The organism is Bradyrhizobium sp. LMG 9283, assembly GCF_045571415.1.
Taxonomy (GTDB): Bacteria; Pseudomonadota; Alphaproteobacteria; order Rhizobiales; family Xanthobacteraceae; genus Bradyrhizobium.
The window spans coordinates 3693024-3713795 of the sequence record NZ_CP120691.1; the positions used below are offsets into that span (position 1 = coordinate 3693024).

The following is a 20772-nucleotide window of genomic DNA, read 5'->3' on the forward strand; positions in this document are numbered from 1 at the left end:
GGTGCCCGTACAATTGAGCCTGACGCAGTGCCCTGCGCATTCCGGGTGATGGAGTTCTCATGCCGTTTCATGCGCGAGCACGATGAAGGTTCCTAATCGGTGAGGTGAGCATCAGCGGCATTTCCGCCCGCGGACGCCGGCAGGAACCCTGAACCTGCCGCATCGTTTGTTCTTCCGAGGAGAACTGCCATGAACGTACGGGACGAGCACACCCGATCGCCCTGGATGGATGTTTCGGTCGCCGACGCGCCGGCGCTGTCCGGGACCGTGGGGACGGACGTCGTCGTTGTCGGCTCTGGAATCGCCGGGTTATCGGTGGCCTATGAACTTGCCAGCCATGGACGTTCGGTCGTGGTGCTGGACCGCGGTGGCATCGGCAGCGGGATGACGGCGCGTACCACCGCACACCTGGCGACGGCGCTCGACGACGGTTACGACGCGTTGGTGAGAGTACGCGGCCCCGACTCCGCGCAGTACTACTATCAGAGCGTCGTGACCGCGATCGATCGCGCCGAGACCATCCAGCGTATCGAGCACATCGATTGCGATTTTCAACGCGTGGACGGCTATTGGGTGCTGGCACCCGAAACGCCCGCATCCGAGCTGGATGGGGAATTGGATTGCTGCCGCAAGCTGGGGATTCCCATCGAAAATTGCATCGAGCCGACCCCGTTCCATGCCAAAGGCCAGATGCGTTCGCTGCGTTTTCCGCGCCAGGCGCGCCTGCACCCGACCAAATATCTCGCTGGTCTCGCGGGCGCATTGGAGCGCCGGGGAGCGAAGCTCTACGCCGACACGTGTGTCGAGAGTATCCGCCAGCGCCACGGCGACATGGTCGTGACGACCGCCTCAGGCCACGAGGTCCACGCCGCCGACGTGGTGGTCGCGACCAACTCGCCCGTCAATGTGCAGGTCGCGATCCACACCAAGCAGGCGCCTTACCGCACCTATGCGCTCGCCGCGAAGATTGCGGCCGGAGCGCTGGAGGATGCGCTCTATTGGGATACGCTCGATCCCTATCACTATGTCCGCCTCCAGCCGTTCTCTGCCGACGAGGACATCGTGATCATCGGCGGCGAAGACCATAAATCGGGTGAGGCGAACGACGGCGCACAACGCCTTGATGCGCTCGAACGCTGGGCGCGCGAGCGATTGCCGGACCTGCGCGAGGTCACTCATCGGTGGTCCGGCCAGGTGCTGGAGCCGATCGATTTCGCCGGCTTCATCGGCCGCAGCCCCGGCGAGGAGCATCTCTTCATCGTCAGCGGCGATTCAGGGCAGGGGATCACGAACGGGCTCGTCGCCGGTCTATTGGTGACGGATCTGATCACGATCGGTGCGAGCCCGTGGGAAGAGGTCTACGCTCCGGCGCGGAAGATTTACAAGAACATCGGCGAGCTCATCAGCGAGAACATCACGCCGCTGAAGAATTTCGCGGAGTATCTTGCGGCGAGCGAGATCGCGAGCGTCGAACGCCTGCGGCCCGGCGAGGGGCGCCTCGTCCGCAGCGGCCTGAAGAAGATCGCGGCGTGCCGCGACCGGAACGGGCATTTGCATTTGCATTCGGCAAGCTGCACCCATCTCGGCTGCGTCGTGCACTGGAATTCACTCGAGCAGTGTTGGGATTGCCCGTGCCACGGGTCGCAGTTCGCGCCTGATGGCACCGCGCTCAATGGCCCCGCAGTGTCGCCGCTGGGCGAGGCCGACAAGCCCGCCAACCTTGAAGCCGCAGAGTGAGCGGTCGTCCCTGAAAAGGTTGCGGCCAGGCTCTTAGGCCGCCGCCGCTGAGGTGTGGCTCGGAATGTGCTCAGTCCATGAGAGCACTGAGCACCGCGATGCCGCCGCTCGAATGATATTTCTACTCCTGACCGCCGGGAACCGGTTTTTTGCGCCGCGAATCAGAGGGGATCGCCGTATTCGGCCGAGGACTTGCCCAAATCTCGGGCCTGTCATCGGGCAGCTGACTTCTAAGTGTCTCCAGAACCAGAAAGAATTTCTCGGCTAGCATGAACCAAGCTCGTTGACGTGTTCGTCTCGATTTCGAGACCTGCGAGAGTCCCTATCAATACGATCACTTGTGATGCTCGGCGCCAACTTAATTCGTAACGCCGAGCCCAATTGTGACAGTCCTCGCCGAGATCTTCGCTCGGGATCTCGCATGTGGACGATGATGCATTGCGACGTAACCTGACTATTCCTCGCGGGGCTTACCGGCTATATGCTCACGCTCTGTCATCAAACTGTCATGTTACTCTCAATGCTGAAGTCAGATTCAACACCGGCCCGCAAGACTCCGAGCGGGCCGGGTGGGAATCACGCTCCGAAGGAGAACAAGCGGGCGCAAGTCGTCGCCGGCTTCCTGAGGCAGATTGAACCCGCCGGGTCAGGCGCGGAGCCGGGGATCGAGGGCGCTGTGAGTGATCGGACGCCATCGCAAGAGATGACGGCTGATCTGAAACCAACTGAGCCGAGCGCCATCGCGCGTCCCGCCGGCGAAATCGAGCTCAAGCTTCTCGTCGATGCCGATCGCATGGCAGATTTCAGCGCTGCGCCGGTCATCGCGGCGAACGCACGCAACAACGGCACGCGAAAACGTCTCAAGTCCGTCTACTACGACACGCCCGAGCGGGCACTTCGTCGCGCCGGGCTGAGTTTGCGTGTACGCCAGAGCGGCACGCGTTTCGTCCAGACCGTGAAGACCGACGCCGCGGACGATCCGCTGCGCCGTGGCGAATGGGAGGCGAGCGTGGCCTCGCTTGCGCCCGATCCCGCTTTGGCATTGCCATTCATTCCGGAGAAGCTTCACGGCCATCTCGGCGCGCAGCCGCTAGAAGCGGTCTTCACGGCCGATATCCATCGGCATACGCGCATCGTCGACCTGCCGTCCGGCACGGTCGAGATCGCCTTCGACCAGGGCGAGTTGACGGCAGGCGGCAAGTCGCTGCCGGTGAGCGAGATCGAGCTGGAGCTCAAGAGCGGCAGCGCGAGCACGATCTACGAGATCGCGTTGCGGCTTGCGGAGCACGGAAAGATGAAGCCGTCCATCCGCAGCAAGTCCGCGCGCGGCTTTGACCTTGCCGCCGACAAGGCGCCGTCGGCGCGCCGGCCGCGCAAGCTTCGGCTCGATCCGTCCGTCACGCTCGACGAGGCCTTCGCAACGATCCTGCGCTCGTGCTTCCTTCATCTGCTGCAGTCCTTGCCGGCGGCCGAAGCCGGCGGCAATCCGGAAGGCGTGCATCAGCTGCGTGTCTCGCTGCGCCGGCTGCGATCGGCGCTCGACCTGATGCGATCGGTCGGCGCGCTCAGCAACCTCGATGTGCTGCGGTCGGAAGCCAAATGGCTGGCGCAAGGCCTGTCCGCTGCGCGCGACTGGGACGTGTTCCAGCTCGACACCTTGCCGGCGATCGCAAAAGCCTGCCCTTCCATCGTGGGGTTCGATGCGCTCGGGCGGGTCGCGGCGCTGCGTCAGGCGGAAGCCTATCGCAAGGCTCACAATGCGCTTGATGATCGCCGCTGCGCCGTCTTCCTGATCAGTCTCGGCGGCTGGATCGAGACGCGCGGCTGGCGCAATGACGTCGCGCCCGAAGAACTCGGCCGGCTCGCCGAGCCCGCCGTCAACTTCGCGCAGCGCGTCCTGTCGGAGCAGCACGCCAAGGTGCTCAAGCGCGGTCGCCGCTTCAAATCGCTCACGGTCGACGAGGTGCATCGGGTGCGGCTCGCGACCAAGCGCCTGCGCTATCTCGGCGAGTTCCTGTTGCCGCTGTTTGCCGATCGCAAGTCCGCGCGAAAATTCGCCCGCAGGCTCGCCGGCTTGCAGGAGGAGCTCGGCGCATTCAACGACATGGCGGTGACGGCCTCATTGCTCGACGGGCTCGGTTCTGAAGATCGCGACAGCGCCATCGCGGCGGCCGCGATCGCCGGCTGGCAGGCGTGTGCATCGACGGGCGTGCACCGGTCCTTGCAGGACAGCTGGCGTGATTTCACCGCCGTGCGCGTGCCCTGGTCGCGGCAAGCCCAGCAGAGTTGATGGCGTATTCCCCAAAAAAATTGCGCCCAGCCATTGGGGGATGGCTGGGCGCGCGCGTACCGGTCTGGGACGGGGAGGGGTGGGGATGTGACCGGGCCGCGTAACTCGTTGTCTCGTTCCTATTGATCCTTCGCGCTGGCGGTGGAGACCGCCGGCTTGGTATCGCCCAGCGAGACCCACACGTTGGGATCGCTCTGCGACTGGCGCTTGACGAAGCGGTAGCCGGTCTCCGTCCAGGCGACGACGTTCTCGTTCTGATTGTCGAGAACGAACTCGCCCTTGTCGGTCTTCACCGTCAGCACCGCGTGGCCTTCGCCCTTCTTGTCGCGCACGACGGTGATGAGCAGGGCCTGGCGCGGCCATCCGGCATCCATCAGCATCTTGCGCTTCAACAGCACGTAGTCTTCACAGTCGCCGTAACCGTCTGTCGGCAGCGACCACTTCTCGATCACGCCCCAGTGCTCCTGGTCGGTCAAAGGCTTGATGGTCTCGTTGACCCAGCGATTGACCTTGACGAGGTCGCGCCATGCGGCTTGCGACATCACGATGTCGCGCGGCTGCATCGGCGCGCCCTGGCACTGGGCAGCATTGTCCGCGCAGAACTCAACCCAGCCGATCGGCGCACGCGTGGTGTCGCCGAGGCTCGCGTAGAGCAGACGGCCTTCGCCGGCCTGCGCTGCCGTGCTGATCCCGAAGAGCATGGCGGCAATCGCCAGCCTCTTCCCCTGTCCCCTGAAGTCAAACATTGCGGCCCCCGTTTCTTGTTGGGACCACATTTCGCACGGAGCTTTTGAGTTTGCCGCTAAGTCAACCAAGTCAAGTCGAGACGAATGCAAGTAAAAGGCGCGGCGAATTCGATCTATACTTGAATCGAATTCGAATAAAATTCGATATGACTGCAATTGATTCAAATTCTATCGATTAACGCGGAAACGCTGGCAGACGCGGTGTTTGCGCGCATCTACAACCCACGCGTTAACCGCGGGCGGCTCGCTGCGAGACACGAAAAAAGGCGGCGTCCGCATCACGGAGGCCGCCTTCGAGCCTGGAAATGTCGAGGTTTTCGTGTCGTTGCGCTTTACCGCGCGGTAACGCTCTCTTCGAGTGTCTCGGCCGGCTGCTCATGCATGAATTCCAGCGCAAAGCCGTCCTCGAGATTTCGGACCACGCGGCCCTGGACCCGGCCGAGCAGAACCGTTGATTTCAGCGGCGGCCGGTTCTCCGCGGCGATGGCGGCGCCCGACAGCGAGAGGTCGATGATGCGGCAGGTCATCTTGGTGCCGTCCTCGAGCGTCAGCACTGCGATCGGGTTGCGCGGCACGATACGGTCGTGACGGCGATCCTCCGGCAGATTGAGGATGTCGCGGTTGGCGAGCCAGGTCAGCTGGGCCGCGAGCTTGTCACGCTTGCGCGGCGTCGCGCCGATCGTCATGGCGAAGCCATTGTCGATGATGCGGGTGATCTTGCCTTCGACGCGGCCGATATGGTCGAGATAGGCGACCACGCGGTCGCCGACATTGCCGATGCCGGGGGCGAGCAGAGCAAGGCCGCCTGGCGACATGTTGATCACCTGGCAGGGGAATTCCCGGCGGTCCGGCAGCATGTAGCGGCCGAGCAGGTGCACCTTCACCCGCTGGAAGCGCCTGCGCTCCTCGGCGGCCGGAAGAAATTTTTTGTTCGCCAACGCCATTTCCAACACCCGACCCCCCGCCCGGGCGGAGTCCGGCACGACCCTAAGGTGCACAGGGTTAATGCCGCGTTAGGATTGGCGAGATCGGTTACGAACGGAAACAATGCGCTCGAAAAGCCACATCGAGGGCGGGCAGCCCCGTGACAAGGCCGAGACCGGGCGACTGTGCAGTCCAGGCTGACGACCGAGGCCCTTAGGCCTTGTTTGCCGCCCGCCCATGGAGCAGACCCAGCAGCGCCAGCAGCACCGTGGCCGAGAGCCCGAGCGACCAGTGGATGCCGATTGCCGCCCCCGAGAGCCCGACCGTGATGCCGCTGAAAGCCCGCATCCCCAGCCCAGCCATATTATAAAGCCCGACGACACGGCCGCGGATGTCGGGCGGCGCGTTCAGCTGCACCAGCGCCTGCGCCATGGTGTTGAACGAGAGCTCGAAGAAGCCGGCAAAGAACAACAGCACGATCGCAACCGGATAGATCTGCACCAAAGCGAAGCCGAACAGTGCCGCGCTCCAGAGCATCGCGAGCATGATCGCGGTGCGCGGCGTGCCCTTCAGCCGCCCCCAGGATTCCAGCGCGATGCCGGCGAGCAGGGCGCCGGCCGCGTCCGCCGCGAGCAGCACGCTGTAGGAGACGCCGGGATCGCCATGGCCGAGATCGCCGGCAAAGCCCGGCATCTGGGCGTGATAGGCATTGCCGATCATGAAGGAGGTGAGGCCGGCGAGCCACGTCATCGCCGTCAGCACCGGCTGGGTGCCGATGGCGCGGATGGTCTGCATGATGTCGGCAAGGCCGCGCACCGCGAAGCGCCGCACGGCGACGCTCTTGTCGCGCGCCGGCGCCCAGAACAGCCAGAGCAGCATCGGCAGATAGAACAGCGTGTTGAAGATGATGCCGTGCGAGGTGCCGAGGGTCAGCATGATGATCCCGCCGACGGCAGGCCCGACCAGGATGCCGAGATAGCGCGCCATCGCGTTCAGCCGCACCGCGCTCGGCAGATCGGCGGGACCGACGAGGTCGTAGAGCAAGAGCTGGTTCGGCGTCTGCCACAGCACGCCGGCGCAGCCGTGGATCACCAGCAGCAGCATCGCGTGCCACATCTGGATCGTATCGGTGAGGAAGAAGAAGCCCCATCCGGCGGAGGCGACAATGAACAGCAGCATGCCGCATTGGATAATGCGGCGCGGATCGAACCGATCGGCAAGCCCGCCGACCGCGACCGAGAACAGCAGGAACGGCAGCCAGTGCGACAGCACCGCAAAGCCCGCCAGCGCCGGCGAATGGAATTTCTGGAACACCACCCAATAGCTGATCACATGCTCGACATTGTCAGCCATCATCGCCAGCACGTAGGCCGTGAACTGGAGACGGTAGGGCAGAGACTTCATCGCCGCGAACGATCCGGACGCGACCATGGGATTTTGGGGGAGGGGATTCAAGCGGGCACCTGGGCAGGACTGCTCGGGCCTTACACGTTCGCCGGGCCGTGCTCAAGACACTTGGGTGTGTGTCCCGTAGCCCCGAGCGCAGCGATGTCCGGGACCGCGCCCCCGCATATCGCTTCGCTCATGCGGGCTACGAGACTGCCCGCTTGGCACGATCTCGTATCTCACATACGCTTCGCCTCAGCCCGCACACAAATCATAACAGACGGGCAGCGAGGAACGCACCATGGACCAGATCCGCGTCTGCACCCACGCAGGGCCGGGCTCGGAGCCCGTCATCAAAACCGTGCCGTGGCCGAAGGTCGGCCGGAAAGCCGCGCTGATCAAGGTCGGCGCCTGCGGGGTCTGCGGCACCGATCTGCATATCCTCAAAGGCCACTGGCCGAAGCCGCTGCCCTGGCCGTTCACGCTCGGTCACGAGCTCGGCGGCATCATCGTCGAATGCGGCGATGAGTTCAACGAGGACTTCATGAGCAAGCCGCTCGGAATCGGCTCCAAGGTGATGATCCCGCCCTTGATGCCGTGCGGGCGCTGCTACTACTGCATCCATTATCCGCAGACGGCGAACAAGTGCCTGACGCCGGTCTATTACGGCCGCTATCTCGGCTTCGACAAGGCGCCGCACCTGTGGGGCGGCTGGGCTGAATATGTCTATGTCGATCTCGACATGCTGCCCGGCACCAAGATCTACAAGCTGCCCGATGACATGTCGCTGCGGCTCGGGGCGCTGTCCGAGCCGCTGACCTCCTGCATCCGCGCCTTCAATCGCGCGACCCGTGCCGGTGGTTTTTCTTGGGGCGACACGGTGGTGATCCAGGGCTCCGGCCCGATCGGCATTCTCGCGGTCGCCGCCGCAAAGGAGATGGGGGCAGGGCGCGTGATCTGCGTCGGCGCGCCGGAAGAGCCGCGGCTCAAGCTGGCGCGCGAGTTCGGTGCGGAGGCAACGGTCAACATCGAGGAGCTCAAGTCGCCGCAAGAGCGCATCGCGCGCGTGCGCAACATTGTCGGCGGCTTCGGCGCCGATCTCGTGATGGATTGCTCGGGCCATCCCACCGCCGGCCCCGAAGGCATCGAGATGCTGCGCGACGGCGGCACCTATGTCGAGATGGGCCAGTTCACCGACGCCGGCTCGATCGATACCTCCTGGCATCGCATCTGCACCAAGGATCTCAACGTGCTGGGATCCTGGGGCTTCACCGGCAACGACCTGCCGCTCGGTGTCGACATGCTCTATCGCACGCGTGATAAGTATCCGTGGCTGAAGATGCAGACGATCTACCCGTTCACGGAAGCGGGCGTCGCGCAGGCGGTGAAGGACGCGATGGCGATGAAGACGGTGAAGTCGACCATCGTGCCGTGGCCGGAGTTGGTGGAGTAAGGGCGTGTAGCCCGGATCAGCCAACGGGTCGGCCGCAAAGCGGCGCCCGATGATAGGCTCCGCGACATCCGGGGAGCTCGTGGATGATTTCCCGCATGTCGCCTCGCTCATGGGGGCTACGCGTCGGAGTTTGGATTGAGCTACGAAATGACAAACGAGCAGACTTCCGACCCAAACCGTCGCTCCCCATTCCAGGCCATCCGCGCGATCGATTACACCGTCATCTTCGTGCGCGACATGGCCGCGATGCGCCGCTTCTACGAAGACATTCTTGTCTTTCCATTGCTGCGCGAGCTCTCGCCGAACTGGATCGAATACGGCTTGGGCAGCAACACGCTGACGCTGGCAAGACCGAGCCGCACCGCCGCCGACGCACCGACCCCGGCGGGCAGCGCCTCGCTGCAACTGGCTTTCAAGGTGTCCGCGGCCGAGGTCGATGAATGCGCCGACGAGCTCGTGCGGCATGGCGTGGCGCTGTTGTCGCCGCCGATGAACCAGTCATTCGGCCACCGCACGTTGTTCTTCCGCGACCCCGACGGCAATCTGCTGGAGATCTACGCGGAGATCTGAGAGGTTCTATTTGACGTATCCGGATAACATGGCGTGCGCCCATTCCGGGTGGTTGTTGGCGAGCGCACGCGCCGACGCGGCCTCCCAGTCGTATTCGAGGGCGAGAAGTTCGACTTGCCAGCCCCTTTGTCTTTTGGTGAGGACCGCATACCGGGCGTGAGGCGAGCGGTATTCCAGGTTCGCGGCAAAGGGAATGTCCGCGAACACCGGACACCCAACGCTCCGCGGATTGAGAACCAGACACTCGCCGGGGCCCTGAATGACTGCCTGGCGGTGGCTATGGCCACACAGCACCACGCGCGCAGTCGGCTCGCTTTGCAGACGGCTCGCCAGAACTTCGCGGCGTGCCGGCACAAAGCGGCCGTCGTCGAGCGTTTCCTCCAACAGGCACGCCGTATCGTCGTCGGGCGTGCCATGGCAGGCCAGGATCCCGTCGTCCAGCCATATCCGGGACGGCAAGCTGTGGAGCGCGCGCCGTTGCTCCGCAGTCAGTGCGCGACGCGCAAACAGGCCTGCCGGCGAAAGCTTGTCGTCCGGAAACTCCTCAATCCAGCGATCATGGTTTCCGCGCACGGTCGGTAACGACAGCGGCTGGAGCGCTTCGAAGGTTTCTCTCGGCCACAACGGGCTGGTGACGCAGTCACCCAGATTGACCGTACGATCTACGCCGCGCGCCTTGATGTCGGCCAGCACGGCCTCCAAAGCGGCAAGATTGCCGTGGACATCGGAAATGACTGCCAATCGCATCGTTGTGCTCCGTATTCTGTTTCGCCTGAGTTCTGCCAGGTCGTGGGACTTATCTAGCATCAGCCGATAGCGCGTTCACCAACTAGCCATCGCTGGTCTGGCTTTCCTTCACCACGCTCGCGCCCACCACCTTCGTGCCCTCGATCTCCCGCACGATCCGCTCGTCCGGTCCTACGATCCCGAGATCGAACTCGCGATCCGACGTGACGAGGATCAGGCGCTGCCCGACAATCACGACCACAGTCATGTCGTTGCGCTCGCCCTCCGCCGCCCATGCGCGGATGTCGCTGGCGTAGGGCTCCCTGCGCCAGGCGTTGGGAGAGCCCGGGTCGCACCGGACTTCGATGCCGTCCTCCGAGATGGTCAGGACCAGCTTTGACCGGGTTGGCTTCCATCGTTCATCAAGGAGATCGTTGACCAGCCACAGGCAGGCGAAGTCCTCACATTCAGCCGGCCGCGCGGCGTAGATCGCGCAGCCGCGGCCGGGCTTGCAATGCCGGCACCAGGCGTTCGCGGGCTTGGTCAGCGCCTCGATAGCCATCACCTTGCAGCAGAGCGTGCAGTCGCCGCAGGTGCGTTTGACGGAGGACGTCACGCGGTCATTCCCATCGGATCCGGTGAGGCGCAGGTTAACGGAGGTAGCCGCAAAAATCCGCTGCAACCTTCCGGCGCGGTGCTCTCCGGAAAGCCATGCATCATAGGCATGGTGCTTTCCGGGCTCTTGGCGTAAAGAGCGCCCAGATCAAATCAGCGTGCGGCCGGGCCGTTTGCCGCGCACGCAGCTCAGGTCCGCAGGATCACCGTTCCGCGCCTGAATCAACCAAGGTTCTCCATCTCGTGTCTCTTCCGGCCCTGACCCCGCCGCTCGCCAGAGCTTTGGCCGAGCGGAACTATGATTCACTAACGCCCGTCCAGCTCGCGGTGCTCGCCCACGAAGCAACGAGCCGCGACCTCTTGGTGTCGGCCCAGACCGGCTCCGGCAAGACCGTCGCTTATGGATTGGCCATCGCGAAAAATCTCCTCGATGACGCCGAGCAGTTTGGACCTGCGGCCGCGCCGCTCGCCTTGATCGTGGCGCCGACCCGCGAGCTCGCGCTTCAAGTTCAACGCGAGCTCGCCTGGCTCTACGGGCATGCCGGCGGGCGCGTCGTCTCCTGTGTCGGCGGCATGGATCCGCGCCGCGAGCAGCGCGAGCTGGCCGCCGGCGCCCACATCGTCGTCGGCACGCCCGGACGGCTGTGCGATCATCTGCGCCGTGGCCGTCTCGATATCTCCGAACTCGCTGCGGTCGTGCTCGACGAAGCCGACGAAATGCTCAATCTCGGTTTTCGCGAGGACATGGAATTCATCCTCGAGACCACGCCGGAGGCGCGCCGCACCCTGCTGTTCTCGGCGACCTTTCCGCGCGGAATCGTCGCGCTCGCGAGGCAATATCAGCGCGATGCGTTCCGGATCGAGGTCGCCGGCGACGAAGGCGGCCATGCCGATATCGAGTATCGCGCGATCCGCATCGCGCCCGCCGACGTCGAGCATGCCGTCGTCAACGTGCTGCGCTTCTACGAGGCGCCGAGCGCGCTGGTGTTTTGCAGCACGCGCGACGCCGTGAGGCATTTGCAGGCATCGCTGCTGGAACGCGGCTTTTCCGTGGTCGCCCTGTCGGGCGAGTTGACGCAGAACGAACGCGCCCTGGCGCTGCAATCGCTGCGGGACGGACGGGCCCGCGTCTGCGTCGCGACCGACGTCGCTGCCCGCGGCATCGACCTGCCGAGCCTCGACCTCGTCATCCATGCCGACCTGCCCAACGACGCCGAGGTTATGCAGCACCGCTCCGGCCGTACGGGACGTGCGGGCCGAAAGGGGACGAGCGTCCTCCTGGTGCCGCCGGCACGGCGGCGGCGCGCCGAGCTGTTGCTCAATCTCTCTGGGATCGACGCGGCCTGGGGCACGGCGCCGCAGGCGGATGAAATCCGCAAGCTCGATCACGAGCGCATGAAGGATGTGCTGTTCACCGAGGAGACGACTTCCGACGACCTCGCTCTCGCGCAGGCGCTATTGGCCGAGCGGTCGCCCGAGGACATCGCCGCCGCGCTCGCGCGACTCTATCGCGCGCGGCTGCCGTCGCCCGAGGACATCATCGATCCCGGCGAGCGAAGCGGCAAGCTGCGCGAGGAGCGCGGGCGGGACGGACTTGAAGGCGGCGACGATCGCGTCAAGGCGCGATCGAAACCGGGGAAAGCGTCGTCGAAGCACGCCATGACGGAGGGCAGCGTCTGGTTCCGCGTCGCGATCGGGCGGCGCAAGAATGCCGAGGCACGCTGGCTGCTGCCGATGATCTGCCGTCGCGGCGGCATCGACAAGCGCGACATCGGCTCCATCAAGATCATGGACACCACCACTGAGTTTGAGATTTCCGAGCGGGTCGCGGATTCGTTCGCCACCAAGATCAAGCGTCCGGACAAGGAAGACAGCATTCGCATCGAACCGATGGCGGACGTGCCCCGCCGCCAGGAAGCTTCGGAGGAGCGCTCTCACACGCCCCGCCGCGAGGCCGGCGACCATCGTGACCGGCACCACGATCGCCCGCGCGAGGCAAGTGGATTCAAGCCACGCAGAAAAGCTCGTGGTGAGGGCGCGCCGAAATTCGGCGATGCTCCTTCCTTCGGAAAGAAGAGGCACAAGAACAGGCCGGGCCACACGGAGCCGTCGGTCACGCCCTGGCCGGTGAAGGGTGCATCGGGAAAGAAGGCGAAGAAGAAGCGTCGAAGCTGATCGGCTACCGATCAACGCGCACGGCAATGATGCCGCCGGATTGCACCGGCGACATCATCTAAAAGTCGGGTGTGAGTTCAGCGGCCGCCACCACCACCACCACCTCCTCCTCCTCCGCCGCCACCACCGCCGGCATCGCGCATCGACGAACTGTAGCGCGGGTCACTCTGCTTCATGTAGATCGGCGAGGTATCGTGGGTGAGGCGAACGACGCGGCGTGCACGGCCCGGGTTCGGCATTTCGACGACGCTGCCACAGCTTTCGAAAAATGCAAATTCGCAGCTGTAAGATCGGACCTGCGCCGCATTGGCGCTGGTCGCGGTGAACGCGGCCGTCGCAACGCACGCAACGAACGCAACTTTCGACAATGTGAGTTTCATGGACATTCTCCAGCCTCGGTTCGGCGAGACCGGAACGGCTCGCACACACCTTCGACGGAGGCTGAACCGACCGGGTTCGAGAGGGCGGCTTCACGCCCACGTGAGCCGACCGGGAAGGGGACGTCACGTCGCGGCGAGGTCGCGCAGCATGTATGTCGCGCCTTCGCCGTACGATTCGAGCTTTGTACGCAGCTCCGCATCCGCCGTGACGGCCCGGAAGCCGAGACGTTCCCAGAGCGGTCGCGTGGCGTAGATCGAGACCAGCGCCAGCGTCGCAATGTGTGACGCGCGCGCCAGCTGCTCGATATCGGCAGCATAATCGCGCGCAACGCCGCCGCGAAAACCGGGCAATATGGCGACGTCGTGCAGGTAGAGGCAATCCGCGCGATCGGGCAATTCTTGCAAGAAGCTGTTGAGCGGCGGAATCCGGTACTGCATCCAGGGATGCGTCAGTCCGTAGCCGACGATGCCTTCATCCGCACCGAGCACGCGGCAGCCGTCCGGGTAGAGCCGCATTTTCTCCGCGAGCACCTCGGCGCGTTCAGGCAGCGCAGGATGGATGCGCGCCGCAATCGCGCTGATCGCACGCAAGTCGGAGGTGTGCGCGGGACGCCAGTGCGTCTTCTTGCTCATGTCGATCCGTCGTTTCGTCTCAGTTTATTTCCCTGCGCTGCCGCGCCGCTGTCTCGGATATTCGAGCTGCATCGCGACGAAATCCGCCGTGCGCGGCCCGTAGCGCGCATCGATGGCGTCTAGCGTCTGGTCCAGCGCTCGCGCCGGCGGCAAGTCGACGGCGGTCGGCGGCGTCAGCTTTGCCGGCCAGTCGGCCGCGACCTTGTCCGGCAGGATGCGAAGACCGTCGCGGCTCGTCTGCGCCTCTGCCGTGGCCGCGAAGGTGAGAGCGCGCGAGCGATAGGTGCGCGACCACGCATCGGCTACAAGCGCAAGCGACACCTCGTCGATGCCTGACGTCAGCGCGATTCCGAGCTGCTCGCGGTTCCAGAATGCAAGCGTGTTGGCGATCGCCGTCACCGCGAAGGGGCGTGTGAACCGGAACGCCTCGCTGCGGTGGCGTGCATCCCAGTGCGCAAGACCGATTTCGCGGGCAACCGCCTCCGCCTTGGCGCGTCCGGCGATGGCCTCGACCAGGGTCAGGGCCATCGGCATGGATGCAGTGATGCCGGTGGTGGTCGCAACGCCGCGGTCGACCACTAGCCTGCGGTCCGCCACATAGCGGATCGCAGAATGCTTCTGCAAATCGCGCACCGAATACCAATGCGTGGTGGCCTGCCGGCCGTCGAGCAGCCCGGTGTTGGCAACGACCTTGGCGCCGACGCAGACGCCGACGACGATCGCGCCCTTGCTGGCCTGGCTTCTGATCCACTGCAACGCCAAGGCATCGTCTTCACGGCTCATCGCGGGCACGATGACGTAATCGGCGCCGTCCGGATGCGCGGCATCGAACTCGGCGATGGTCGCGTGCGGCTGCACTTTCAGCGCGGGATAGAGGGCGACGGGGCCGGGCTGCGTCGCCAATGTGAGGACGTCGGCGACATCAGCGCGCGCGAGGATGCCGTATGGCATCAGATAGTCGGTCGTCTCGCTCATGTCGTTGATGCCGACGATGGCGATCAGTGGACGTTTGCGCTTCGGCGGCCTCAGCGCCGCAAGCGTCGCCTCGGTCTCGTCTTTGGATATCGCAGGCGCGGTTCCCCGAGCCGGCGAGCCCGGCAGCAGGAACAACCAGGTTCCGCCGATCGCCACCAGCAGTGCCACACAGCCGACGCCGCTCAACGCCAGAATGCGCCATATCATGATGATGTCACCCGATCCTCGTTGCTTCACGCGAAGCGGAAGCTAACCCTTGGCAATGGCATCAGGAATGACGCAGATCCGGCAAAAACGGTCATCCGCATGCGCGTTGATTTGTCGCGCGGCAGGTTCTTCTTGCGCGCGATGCCGCGCATTGGGCGGTGGAGACTATCTCAGCCCCTCATACACCATCAGGCCGCGTGCGACCTGCAATTTGCGGATGGCGCGTGGCAAGAGTTTCTCGGGCTGGTGCAGGTAGCGCCAGGAGGTGAGGGTGAAAGCGGAAAGCGTGCCGCATTCGTCGTCGAACGGCGCGAGCACGCCGGTCACGCTAACCGGTGTGTGCGGACGGGCGTTGAAGGGGAGCAGCAGCAGTTCGAGATGCGCCTTGCTGCCGTCCTCGCGTGCCGCGGTGACGCCGGCGATCGCACCCAGCGTCTCGTCGGCGACGATCGTCGTGATCTCCTCGATCTCGCCGCGGCTCGCATGCGCGAACAGCGCCGCAAAGCTCTGGTCCTTGAGGTCTGTTCCTGCGAGCGCGCAGACGCGCGTGCCGGCGACGCGAAACGGGAAGCCGAGGTTTGGTTCACAGGACAGCACGAAGATGTCGCCGAGCAGGCCGCGGACCGCGGCCGGGTCGATGTCGGCCCGGTCAGGGGCCCGCGCAGTGCCGCGCTTCTTGTCCCAATACGCGAAGAACGCGCGGCTCGACGGATGTTTCATGACTGAACGCTCGCCCGGGGTGCAACCTCGAAGGGACAAACCTGTCCCGCTTCAGTGCACCCGCGATCCCTTCTGTTGTTGTGCAGGAGGGGATTTGCAGCGTCCATGCCGCAGCGGCGCTTTCGGGCCCCTTATGCCTGCCTTTGCGTCGTTAACGTTAAATTAACTATGCGCTTGGTGTCGGCCGCGCGCCTGCTATGGTGACCGCGGTCGCAAGCCTTGCCGCTTTCTCCAGGTTCTCGGCGGGGCCTGTACTTAGGGCGTCAAACAGTTTGGTCACGATCGCGGGGAGGGGTGGGGATACGCCTTATCTCTCCGGCCACCGGAAGACCGACACGGACAGGCAGGGCTTTCCCAGGGCCCTGCCTTTTCCTTTTTAAACCCTCGTGTCCCGGACGCGCTGCAACGCATAGCGTTGCTGCGCAGAGCCGGGACCCATGTCGCGACAGAGCTGGGTCCCGGCTCTGCGCAGCGTCACTTTGTGCCGCGCCTTGTCCTGGACACGTCCCGCGGGGTGATTTCCGTGTCCCGGACGCGCAGCAGCGCTCAGCGCTGCTGCGCAGAGCCGGGACCCAGTCAGCTAGCAAGAGAGTTCAGTTCATCCGTCAGGTCGCGCCAATCCGGATTGAGGTCTTCGATCAGCTTCAGCTTCCAGGCGCGCCGCCATCGCTTCGGCGAATGCTCGCGTGCCCGTGCTTCAATGATGGATCCGTAGGTTTCGAAATAGACGAGCAGGGTCACCCCATACTGTTTCGTGAACCCGGGCACGAGCTTGGCCTTGTGTGCGACCATTCGGCGGGCGAGATCGTTGGTGACGCCGACATACAGGGTGCCGTTTCGTTTGCTGGCCCGGATGTAGACGAAGAAGGCGATTTGCATCGGCGAAGCCCGGAATTGCAACTACCTAAAATTGCATAATTTGAGCTTGCCGCCAACTGGGTCCCGGCTCTGCGGTGCGTCACTTCGTGCCGCGCCTTGTCCGGGACACGAGATCTTGGTGCCCCGGACGCAGCGCAGCACTTCTTCGGTGATGCGCTACAGAGCCGGGGCCCAGCGGCGGGGCGGGCCGGACATCTCGCAGCTTTTCCTTTTGTGCACTTGCGCAGGGGCGGTAAAGGCGACTATCTGCAAGGCTGTCGCTCCGATCGCGCCCGAAAGCGAAGCTGCCTTGGATTTCCCGCAAGATTCGTCACCGAACGTGCCGGCCGTCGTTGAGGAGGCTCCGCGCGAGCCGATCCTGACGCTGCCGGCGGCGCTGACCGCCTATATCGCCCTGCTGGCGCTGATCCATCTGCGGGTGCTGCTGCCGCCGGAGCTCGAGAATTGGACCATCGACGTCTTCGGCTTCATTCCGAAGCGCTACGATTCCTCGCTGCTCAACCTGCAGATTCCGGGCGGGGCGGGGGCGAAGGTCTGGACTTTCGTCACCTATTCGCTGCTGCACGCCAATCTCACCCATCTCGGCTTCAACGTGCTGTGGCTGCTGCCGTTCGGCAGCGCGCTGGCGCGGCGCTTCGGCACGCTCAGGTTCTTCGTCTTCCTGGCGGTGACGGCGGCGGCCGGCGCACTGGCCCATCTCGTCACCCATGAGCATGCGGTGGCGCCGATGATCGGCGCTTCGGCCTCGGTGTCGGGCGCGATGGCCGCCGCGATCCGCTTCGCCTTCGCCCGCGGCAGCTTCCTGTCGTTCAGCCGATCGGATGCCGATACCGCCGCGAAGGTTCCCGCGCTGCCGCTGTCGCGCGCGCTGCGCGACGGGCGGGTGGTCGGCTTCCTCGCCGTGTGGTTCGGCGTCAACATCATCTTCGGCGTCGGCGCAATCGGCATCGATGCCGAGACAACCAGCGTCGCGTGGCAGGCGCATATCGGCGGCTTCTTCGCCGGCCTGTTGCTGTTCACGCTGTTCGATCCGGTGCCGCGCGTGCGAACCGATGCTGCGGATGCGTCATCACAGGACGTTTCAGACCGAATTTGAAGCGGCGCTTGCGGCGCGGCCCGAATTCATCCATCATTCCCAAGAAGAATGTTCCGAAGCGACAAGCCGATAGAGGCAACGTTTCGACAAGCGCGCGAGCGTGAAACCCGCGCCAAAACTGTTAGTTGAAGACTCGCAGAACAAGTTCGGACCGCCACAAGGCGGACGGCTCCGATTCAGGGAGGCGACAATGACGGTACGTTCCATTCTGAACACCAAAGGCCACCAGATCGTGAGCGTCGAGCCCGACGTCAAACTGGCGGCCGCGATCAAGCTGCTCGGTGAGAAGAAAATCGGCGCGGTGCTGGTGATGAACCAGAGCCGGCTCGAGGGCATCCTGTCGGAGCGCGACATTGTGCGCGTGCTCGGCGAGCGCGGCGCCGGCGTGCTGGAAGAGCCGGTCTCGGAGGTGATGACCCGCAAGGTCGTCACCTGCAAGGAGACCGACACGGTGGCCGAGCTCATGGAGGTGATGACGACAGGCAAGTTTCGCCATCTCCCCGTGATCGAGAACGGCAAGGTCGTCGGCCTGATCTCGATCGGCGATATCGTCAAGCGCCGCGTCCAGGAATACGAGGCCGAACAGGAAGCCCTGCGCGACTACATCAAGACCGCCTGACCGGCGTTACTCAGCGGCCTTACTCGGCGGCTTTGGGCGCGGCGCCCTCGGGCGGCGGCGCCAGCACGTGGATCGCTTCCTGGATCGAGTCCAACGCGCGCTCTGCGGCGCGTACGCCGTGCGCGATCAGATCCTCGGAGCGGTGGAAGTCGAACCAGCCGAACTGGCCGACCCGGGGCGTGATCAGCATGTCGGGCGGATCGCCGGCGAGGCGGGCGCGGGTGATGCGGTCCTGCATGATGTTGAAGGCATCCACCATCACCGAGGAGATGCCGGGGCGTCCGCCACCGCCGAAGAACTCACGTTTCATGGTCTTCTCGGGCGAGAACAGCCGCGGGAAACGCCGCTTGGCGGTCGTCTCCTCGGCCACCGGTGCGACCGGTGTGGGCATCGCGCCGTGCGAATAGATCGTCGTGGAATGAGTGAAGATGTCGCTGGAAAGGTTTGCCGCGATGACGATTTCGGCGCCGAGCGCGCGCGCGGCCGAGACCGGCACCGGATTGACCAGCGCGCCGTCGACCAACCAGCGGTCGCCGATCAGCACGGGCGAGAAGATGCCGGGCAAGGCATAGGAGGCGCGCATCGCGTCGACCACGCGGCCGCGGGTCAGCCAGATCTCATGGCCGGTGCGGACTTCGGTCGCGACGGTCGCGAACTTGACCGGCAGGTCTTCGATCAGGGTCTGGCCGATCGCCTCTTCCAGCCGGGTTGCCAGCTTCTCGCCGCCGATCAGGCCCGAGCCGTTGAGGCGGATGTCGACATAGCCGAGGATGTTGCGCATGCCTTGCAGGCTGCGGCCCCATTCTTCGAACGTGTCGAGCTGGCCGGTCGCATAGGCTCCGCCGACCACGGCGCCAATTGACGTCCCGACCACGACGTCGGGCACGATGCCGTTGCTGAGCAAGGTCTTCAGGATGCCGATATGGGCGAAGCCGCGCGCCGCGCCGCCGCCGAGTGCAAGCCCAATGACCGGCCGGCGGATGCTGCCGAGACCAACTTTCTCGCCGTTCGAGCCGTTCGCGCTCCGACCTTTCAAGATGTCCAGCACCGAAACTCTCCTACGCCGGCCGAGCCCCAACCAACCACCAGACTAGGCACCGTTACCGAGCTCCGCCATCTCGGGGCCGAAGCATGGTTTATGCCGCTTTGGGAAGCGCACAGGGCAGGAGTATGGCGATGGACGGTTGCTCCAGGGATAATCACGCAGGCGTCAAGTCGGTTCCAGGGAAAGGAGGGGCCGTATGAGAGACCGTATTTGTTGGGGATTCAGAGGCTTGAATTTGCCGCGTTTTCGGGGAAAAGCAGGGAACATGACACGCGGGGGTGACGGCATCATCGGATGGCGGCGCAGTGGCAGGCTGCTGCCGGCGCTGATCCTTGCTGTTTGCCTCGTGACATTGGGCCAAAATGCCGCGCAGGCGCAGCTTTTCTCCGATCGTCCGCCGCCGGTGCCGCCAGCGTCGGTGCCCGACCCCGGCAACGCCGTCAGCCTGGCACCTCCCTCCGGGCCGGGCGCGGGACCCCCGAGCCTGCCGCCGACGCTGATGCAGCCCGCTACGCCCAGCATGCCGCCGCCCGCCGTCACGACCGTGCCGCCGGCCGCCCCGCTGAATGCGGCCGTGCCCGGGCAGGGCGTGCTGTCGCTGACGGCGAAATACGGCAAGGACTCGGCCCCCATCACCAGCGGTCTGGTCTGGCGCGTGTTCGCTGACCGTCCCGACGAGAACGGCACCTTCAAGCTGATCCGTGAGGATCGCAACGCCACGCCGAACATCGTGCTGCCGCCGGGCAATTACGTCGTCCATGTCGCCTTCGGCCTCGTCAGCGCGGTGCGCACCGTCAGCCTGAAGGCCGAGACCGACCGCGAATCCTTCGTGCTGCCGGCCGGCGGTCTGCGCATCGAGGGCCGGGTCGGCACCAGCCGCATTCCGCAGAACCAGATCTCATTCGCGATCTACAAGGGCAGCCAGTTCGAGTCCGGCGATCGCGCTGCATTGGTGCCGAACGTCGCCGCCGGCGATGTCGTGCTGATACCGGAAGGCACCTACTATATCGTCTCCAACTATGGCGACGCCAATTCGGTGGTGCGCTCCGACATTCGCGTTCAGGCCGGCAAGCTCACCGACGTCACCATCACCCACCGCGCCGCCGTCATCACGCTCAAGCTGGTCAGCGACAGGGGCGGCGAGGCGCTCGCCAACACGGCCTGGTCGGTGCTGACCCCGGGCGGCGACGTCATCAAGGAATCGATCGGCGCCTTCCCGCGCGTCGTGCTCTCCGAAGGCGAATACCGCGCCATCGCCAAGAACGAGGGCAAGGTCTACGAGCGCGGTTTCAACGTCGTCAACGGCGTCGACGGCGAAGTCGAGGTCGTCGCGCGCTAAGGCTCGGGCGGCGGTGCCTCCCGCAGTGAGACGTTCGGCACAAAAATTCTCATCGCGCGCACGGGTGTGCATCTCCTAATACCGCCGCTTCCGGCATGGTTCTGCCAAGCAACTGCTCTTTGCCACCGCTGTGTTCTGTCTTGACTACTGGCAGCGCTACCAGCTTGGGGCCAAGAAACCCCGGCGGCATCGGCTTATCCCAGAAGCGGCACGCCTGCCCCACGACCGGTTGAAGATACGTACTTGCGGCAATCAAT

Annotated in this window: 19 protein-coding genes; 8 read left to right on the forward strand and 11 right to left on the reverse strand. The window is 64.7% G+C overall.

The annotated features are described in order from the left end of the window. The first annotated feature begins 189 nt into the window (after positions 1-189). Positions 190-1737, forward strand: a complete 1548-nt coding sequence (locus P6U29_RS17235) for an FAD-dependent oxidoreductase (RefSeq protein ID WP_407118675.1) — start codon at positions 190-192, stop codon at positions 1735-1737. Positions 1738-2257: 520 nt separating this feature from the next. Next, positions 2258-4027 (forward strand): CHAD domain-containing protein, encoded by a 1770-nt coding sequence (locus tag P6U29_RS17240; RefSeq protein WP_407118676.1) that lies wholly within the window; start codon positions 2258-2260, stop codon positions 4025-4027. Between the two features lie 119 nt (positions 4028-4146). Here P6U29_RS17240 and P6U29_RS17245 read toward each other — a convergent pair whose 3' ends face one another. From P6U29_RS17245 to P6U29_RS17255, 3 genes are all read right to left on the reverse strand, one after another. Beyond that, positions 4147-4773 (reverse strand): transglutaminase-like cysteine peptidase, encoded by a 627-nt coding sequence (locus P6U29_RS17245; RefSeq protein ID WP_407118677.1) that lies wholly within the window; start codon positions 4771-4773, stop codon positions 4147-4149. A 332-nt stretch (positions 4774-5105) separates the two neighbouring features. Continuing rightward, positions 5106-5717 carry a PilZ domain-containing protein gene (locus P6U29_RS17250; RefSeq protein WP_026312634.1) on the reverse strand — a complete coding sequence of 204 codons (612 nt, stop codon included), beginning with the start codon at positions 5715-5717 and terminating at the stop codon, positions 5106-5108. Between the two features lie 193 nt (positions 5718-5910). Then, the gene (locus P6U29_RS17255) at positions 5911-7101 is read right to left on the reverse strand and encodes an MFS transporter (protein WP_407118678.1); all 1191 of its coding nucleotides are present in this window, start codon (positions 7099-7101) and stop codon (positions 5911-5913) included. A 283-nt stretch (positions 7102-7384) separates the two neighbouring features. Between P6U29_RS17255 and P6U29_RS17260 the strand changes: the two genes are divergently transcribed. Next, positions 7385-8536, forward strand: coding sequence for a zinc-binding dehydrogenase (locus P6U29_RS17260; protein ID WP_407118679.1), 1152 nt, complete (start codon positions 7385-7387; stop codon positions 8534-8536). A gap of 147 nt (positions 8537-8683) precedes the next feature. Beyond that, entirely contained in the window at positions 8684-9106 is a 423-nt protein-coding gene (locus P6U29_RS17265) for a VOC family protein (RefSeq protein ID WP_407118680.1), read from the forward strand. Between the two features lie 6 nt (positions 9107-9112). Here P6U29_RS17265 and P6U29_RS17270 read toward each other — a convergent pair whose 3' ends face one another. After that, the gene (locus P6U29_RS17270; protein WP_407118681.1) at positions 9113-9853 is read right to left on the reverse strand and encodes a metallophosphoesterase family protein; all 741 of its coding nucleotides are present in this window, start codon (positions 9851-9853) and stop codon (positions 9113-9115) included. Between the two features lie 82 nt (positions 9854-9935). Continuing rightward, positions 9936-10448, reverse strand: coding sequence for a hypothetical protein (locus P6U29_RS17275; protein WP_407118682.1), 513 nt, complete (start codon positions 10446-10448; stop codon positions 9936-9938). A 257-nt stretch (positions 10449-10705) separates the two neighbouring features. Between P6U29_RS17275 and P6U29_RS17280 the strand changes: the two genes are divergently transcribed. Continuing rightward, complete coding sequence (locus P6U29_RS17280) at positions 10706-12622, forward strand: DEAD/DEAH box helicase (RefSeq protein ID WP_407119348.1); 1917 nt, start codon at positions 10706-10708, stop codon at positions 12620-12622. Positions 12623-12699: 77 nt separating this feature from the next. On the opposite strand, the gene P6U29_RS17285 is transcribed toward P6U29_RS17280, so the two are convergent. From P6U29_RS17285 to P6U29_RS17305, 5 genes are all read right to left on the reverse strand, one after another. Next, the gene (locus P6U29_RS17285; RefSeq protein WP_407118683.1) at positions 12700-13002 is read right to left on the reverse strand and encodes a hypothetical protein; all 303 of its coding nucleotides are present in this window, start codon (positions 13000-13002) and stop codon (positions 12700-12702) included. A 123-nt stretch (positions 13003-13125) separates the two neighbouring features. Further along, complete coding sequence (locus P6U29_RS17290; RefSeq protein WP_407118684.1) at positions 13126-13635, reverse strand: GNAT family N-acetyltransferase; 510 nt, start codon at positions 13633-13635, stop codon at positions 13126-13128. Between the two features lie 24 nt (positions 13636-13659). Then, complete coding sequence (locus tag P6U29_RS17295; protein WP_407118685.1) at positions 13660-14817, reverse strand: DJ-1/PfpI family protein; 1158 nt, start codon at positions 14815-14817, stop codon at positions 13660-13662. 165 nt (positions 14818-14982) lie between these two features. Next, positions 14983-15537 carry a PAS domain-containing protein gene (locus P6U29_RS17300; RefSeq protein WP_407118686.1) on the reverse strand — a complete coding sequence of 185 codons (555 nt, stop codon included), beginning with the start codon at positions 15535-15537 and terminating at the stop codon, positions 14983-14985. Positions 15538-16113: 576 nt separating this feature from the next. Next, a complete protein-coding gene (locus tag P6U29_RS17305) occupies positions 16114-16416 on the reverse strand; it encodes a GIY-YIG nuclease family protein (RefSeq protein WP_407118687.1) in 303 nt (100 codons plus the stop codon). Positions 16417-16705: 289 nt separating this feature from the next. Here P6U29_RS17305 and P6U29_RS17310 point away from each other — a divergent pair, with 289 nt between their 5' ends. Both P6U29_RS17310 and P6U29_RS17315 read left to right on the forward strand, forming a co-directional pair. Continuing rightward, positions 16706-17512, forward strand: coding sequence for a rhomboid family intramembrane serine protease (locus P6U29_RS17310; protein ID WP_407118688.1), 807 nt, complete (start codon positions 16706-16708; stop codon positions 17510-17512). A 190-nt stretch (positions 17513-17702) separates the two neighbouring features. Further along, complete coding sequence (locus P6U29_RS17315) at positions 17703-18131, forward strand: CBS domain-containing protein (RefSeq protein ID WP_407118689.1); 429 nt, start codon at positions 17703-17705, stop codon at positions 18129-18131. 19 nt (positions 18132-18150) lie between these two features. Here P6U29_RS17315 and P6U29_RS17320 read toward each other — a convergent pair whose 3' ends face one another. Beyond that, positions 18151-19179 (reverse strand): patatin-like phospholipase family protein, encoded by a 1029-nt coding sequence (locus tag P6U29_RS17320; protein ID WP_407118690.1) that lies wholly within the window; start codon positions 19177-19179, stop codon positions 18151-18153. A gap of 262 nt (positions 19180-19441) precedes the next feature. Here P6U29_RS17320 and P6U29_RS17325 point away from each other — a divergent pair, with 262 nt between their 5' ends. Beyond that, positions 19442-20515, forward strand: coding sequence for a hypothetical protein (locus P6U29_RS17325; protein WP_407118691.1), 1074 nt, complete (start codon positions 19442-19444; stop codon positions 20513-20515). Positions 20516-20772 lie beyond the last annotated feature (257 nt).

What these genes read in the sequence shown, in the direction of transcription:
- P6U29_RS17240 (WP_407118676.1), top strand. Translation starts at nt 2,258, where the DNA reads ATGCTGAAGTCAGATTCAACACCGGCCCGCAAGACTCCGAGCGGGCCG.
- P6U29_RS17305 (WP_407118687.1), bottom strand. Translation starts at nt 16,416, where the DNA reads ATGCAAATCGCCTTCTTCGTCTACATCCGGGCCAGCAAACGAAACGGC.
- P6U29_RS17295 (WP_407118685.1), bottom strand. Translation starts at nt 14,817, where the DNA reads ATGATATGGCGCATTCTGGCGTTGAGCGGCGTCGGCTGTGTGGCACTG.
- P6U29_RS17255 (WP_407118678.1), bottom strand. Translation starts at nt 7,101, where the DNA reads ATGAAGTCTCTGCCCTACCGTCTCCAGTTCACGGCCTACGTGCTGGCG.
- P6U29_RS17270 (WP_407118681.1), bottom strand. Translation starts at nt 9,853, where the DNA reads ATGCGATTGGCAGTCATTTCCGATGTCCACGGCAATCTTGCCGCTTTG.
- P6U29_RS17265 (WP_407118680.1), top strand. Translation starts at nt 8,684, where the DNA reads ATGACAAACGAGCAGACTTCCGACCCAAACCGTCGCTCCCCATTCCAG.
- P6U29_RS17300 (WP_407118686.1), bottom strand. Translation starts at nt 15,537, where the DNA reads ATGAAACATCCGTCGAGCCGCGCGTTCTTCGCGTATTGGGACAAGAAG.
- P6U29_RS17250 (WP_026312634.1), bottom strand. Translation starts at nt 5,717, where the DNA reads ATGGCGTTGGCGAACAAAAAATTTCTTCCGGCCGCCGAGGAGCGCAGG.
- P6U29_RS17235 (WP_407118675.1), top strand. Translation starts at nt 190, where the DNA reads ATGAACGTACGGGACGAGCACACCCGATCGCCCTGGATGGATGTTTCG.
- P6U29_RS17245 (WP_407118677.1), bottom strand. Translation starts at nt 4,773, where the DNA reads ATGTTTGACTTCAGGGGACAGGGGAAGAGGCTGGCGATTGCCGCCATG.
- P6U29_RS17325 (WP_407118691.1), top strand. Translation starts at nt 19,442, where the DNA reads ATGACACGCGGGGGTGACGGCATCATCGGATGGCGGCGCAGTGGCAGG.
- P6U29_RS17315 (WP_407118689.1), top strand. Translation starts at nt 17,703, where the DNA reads ATGACGGTACGTTCCATTCTGAACACCAAAGGCCACCAGATCGTGAGC.
- P6U29_RS17290 (WP_407118684.1), bottom strand. Translation starts at nt 13,635, where the DNA reads ATGAGCAAGAAGACGCACTGGCGTCCCGCGCACACCTCCGACTTGCGT.
- P6U29_RS17285 (WP_407118683.1), bottom strand. Translation starts at nt 13,002, where the DNA reads ATGAAACTCACATTGTCGAAAGTTGCGTTCGTTGCGTGCGTTGCGACG.
- P6U29_RS17260 (WP_407118679.1), top strand. Translation starts at nt 7,385, where the DNA reads ATGGACCAGATCCGCGTCTGCACCCACGCAGGGCCGGGCTCGGAGCCC.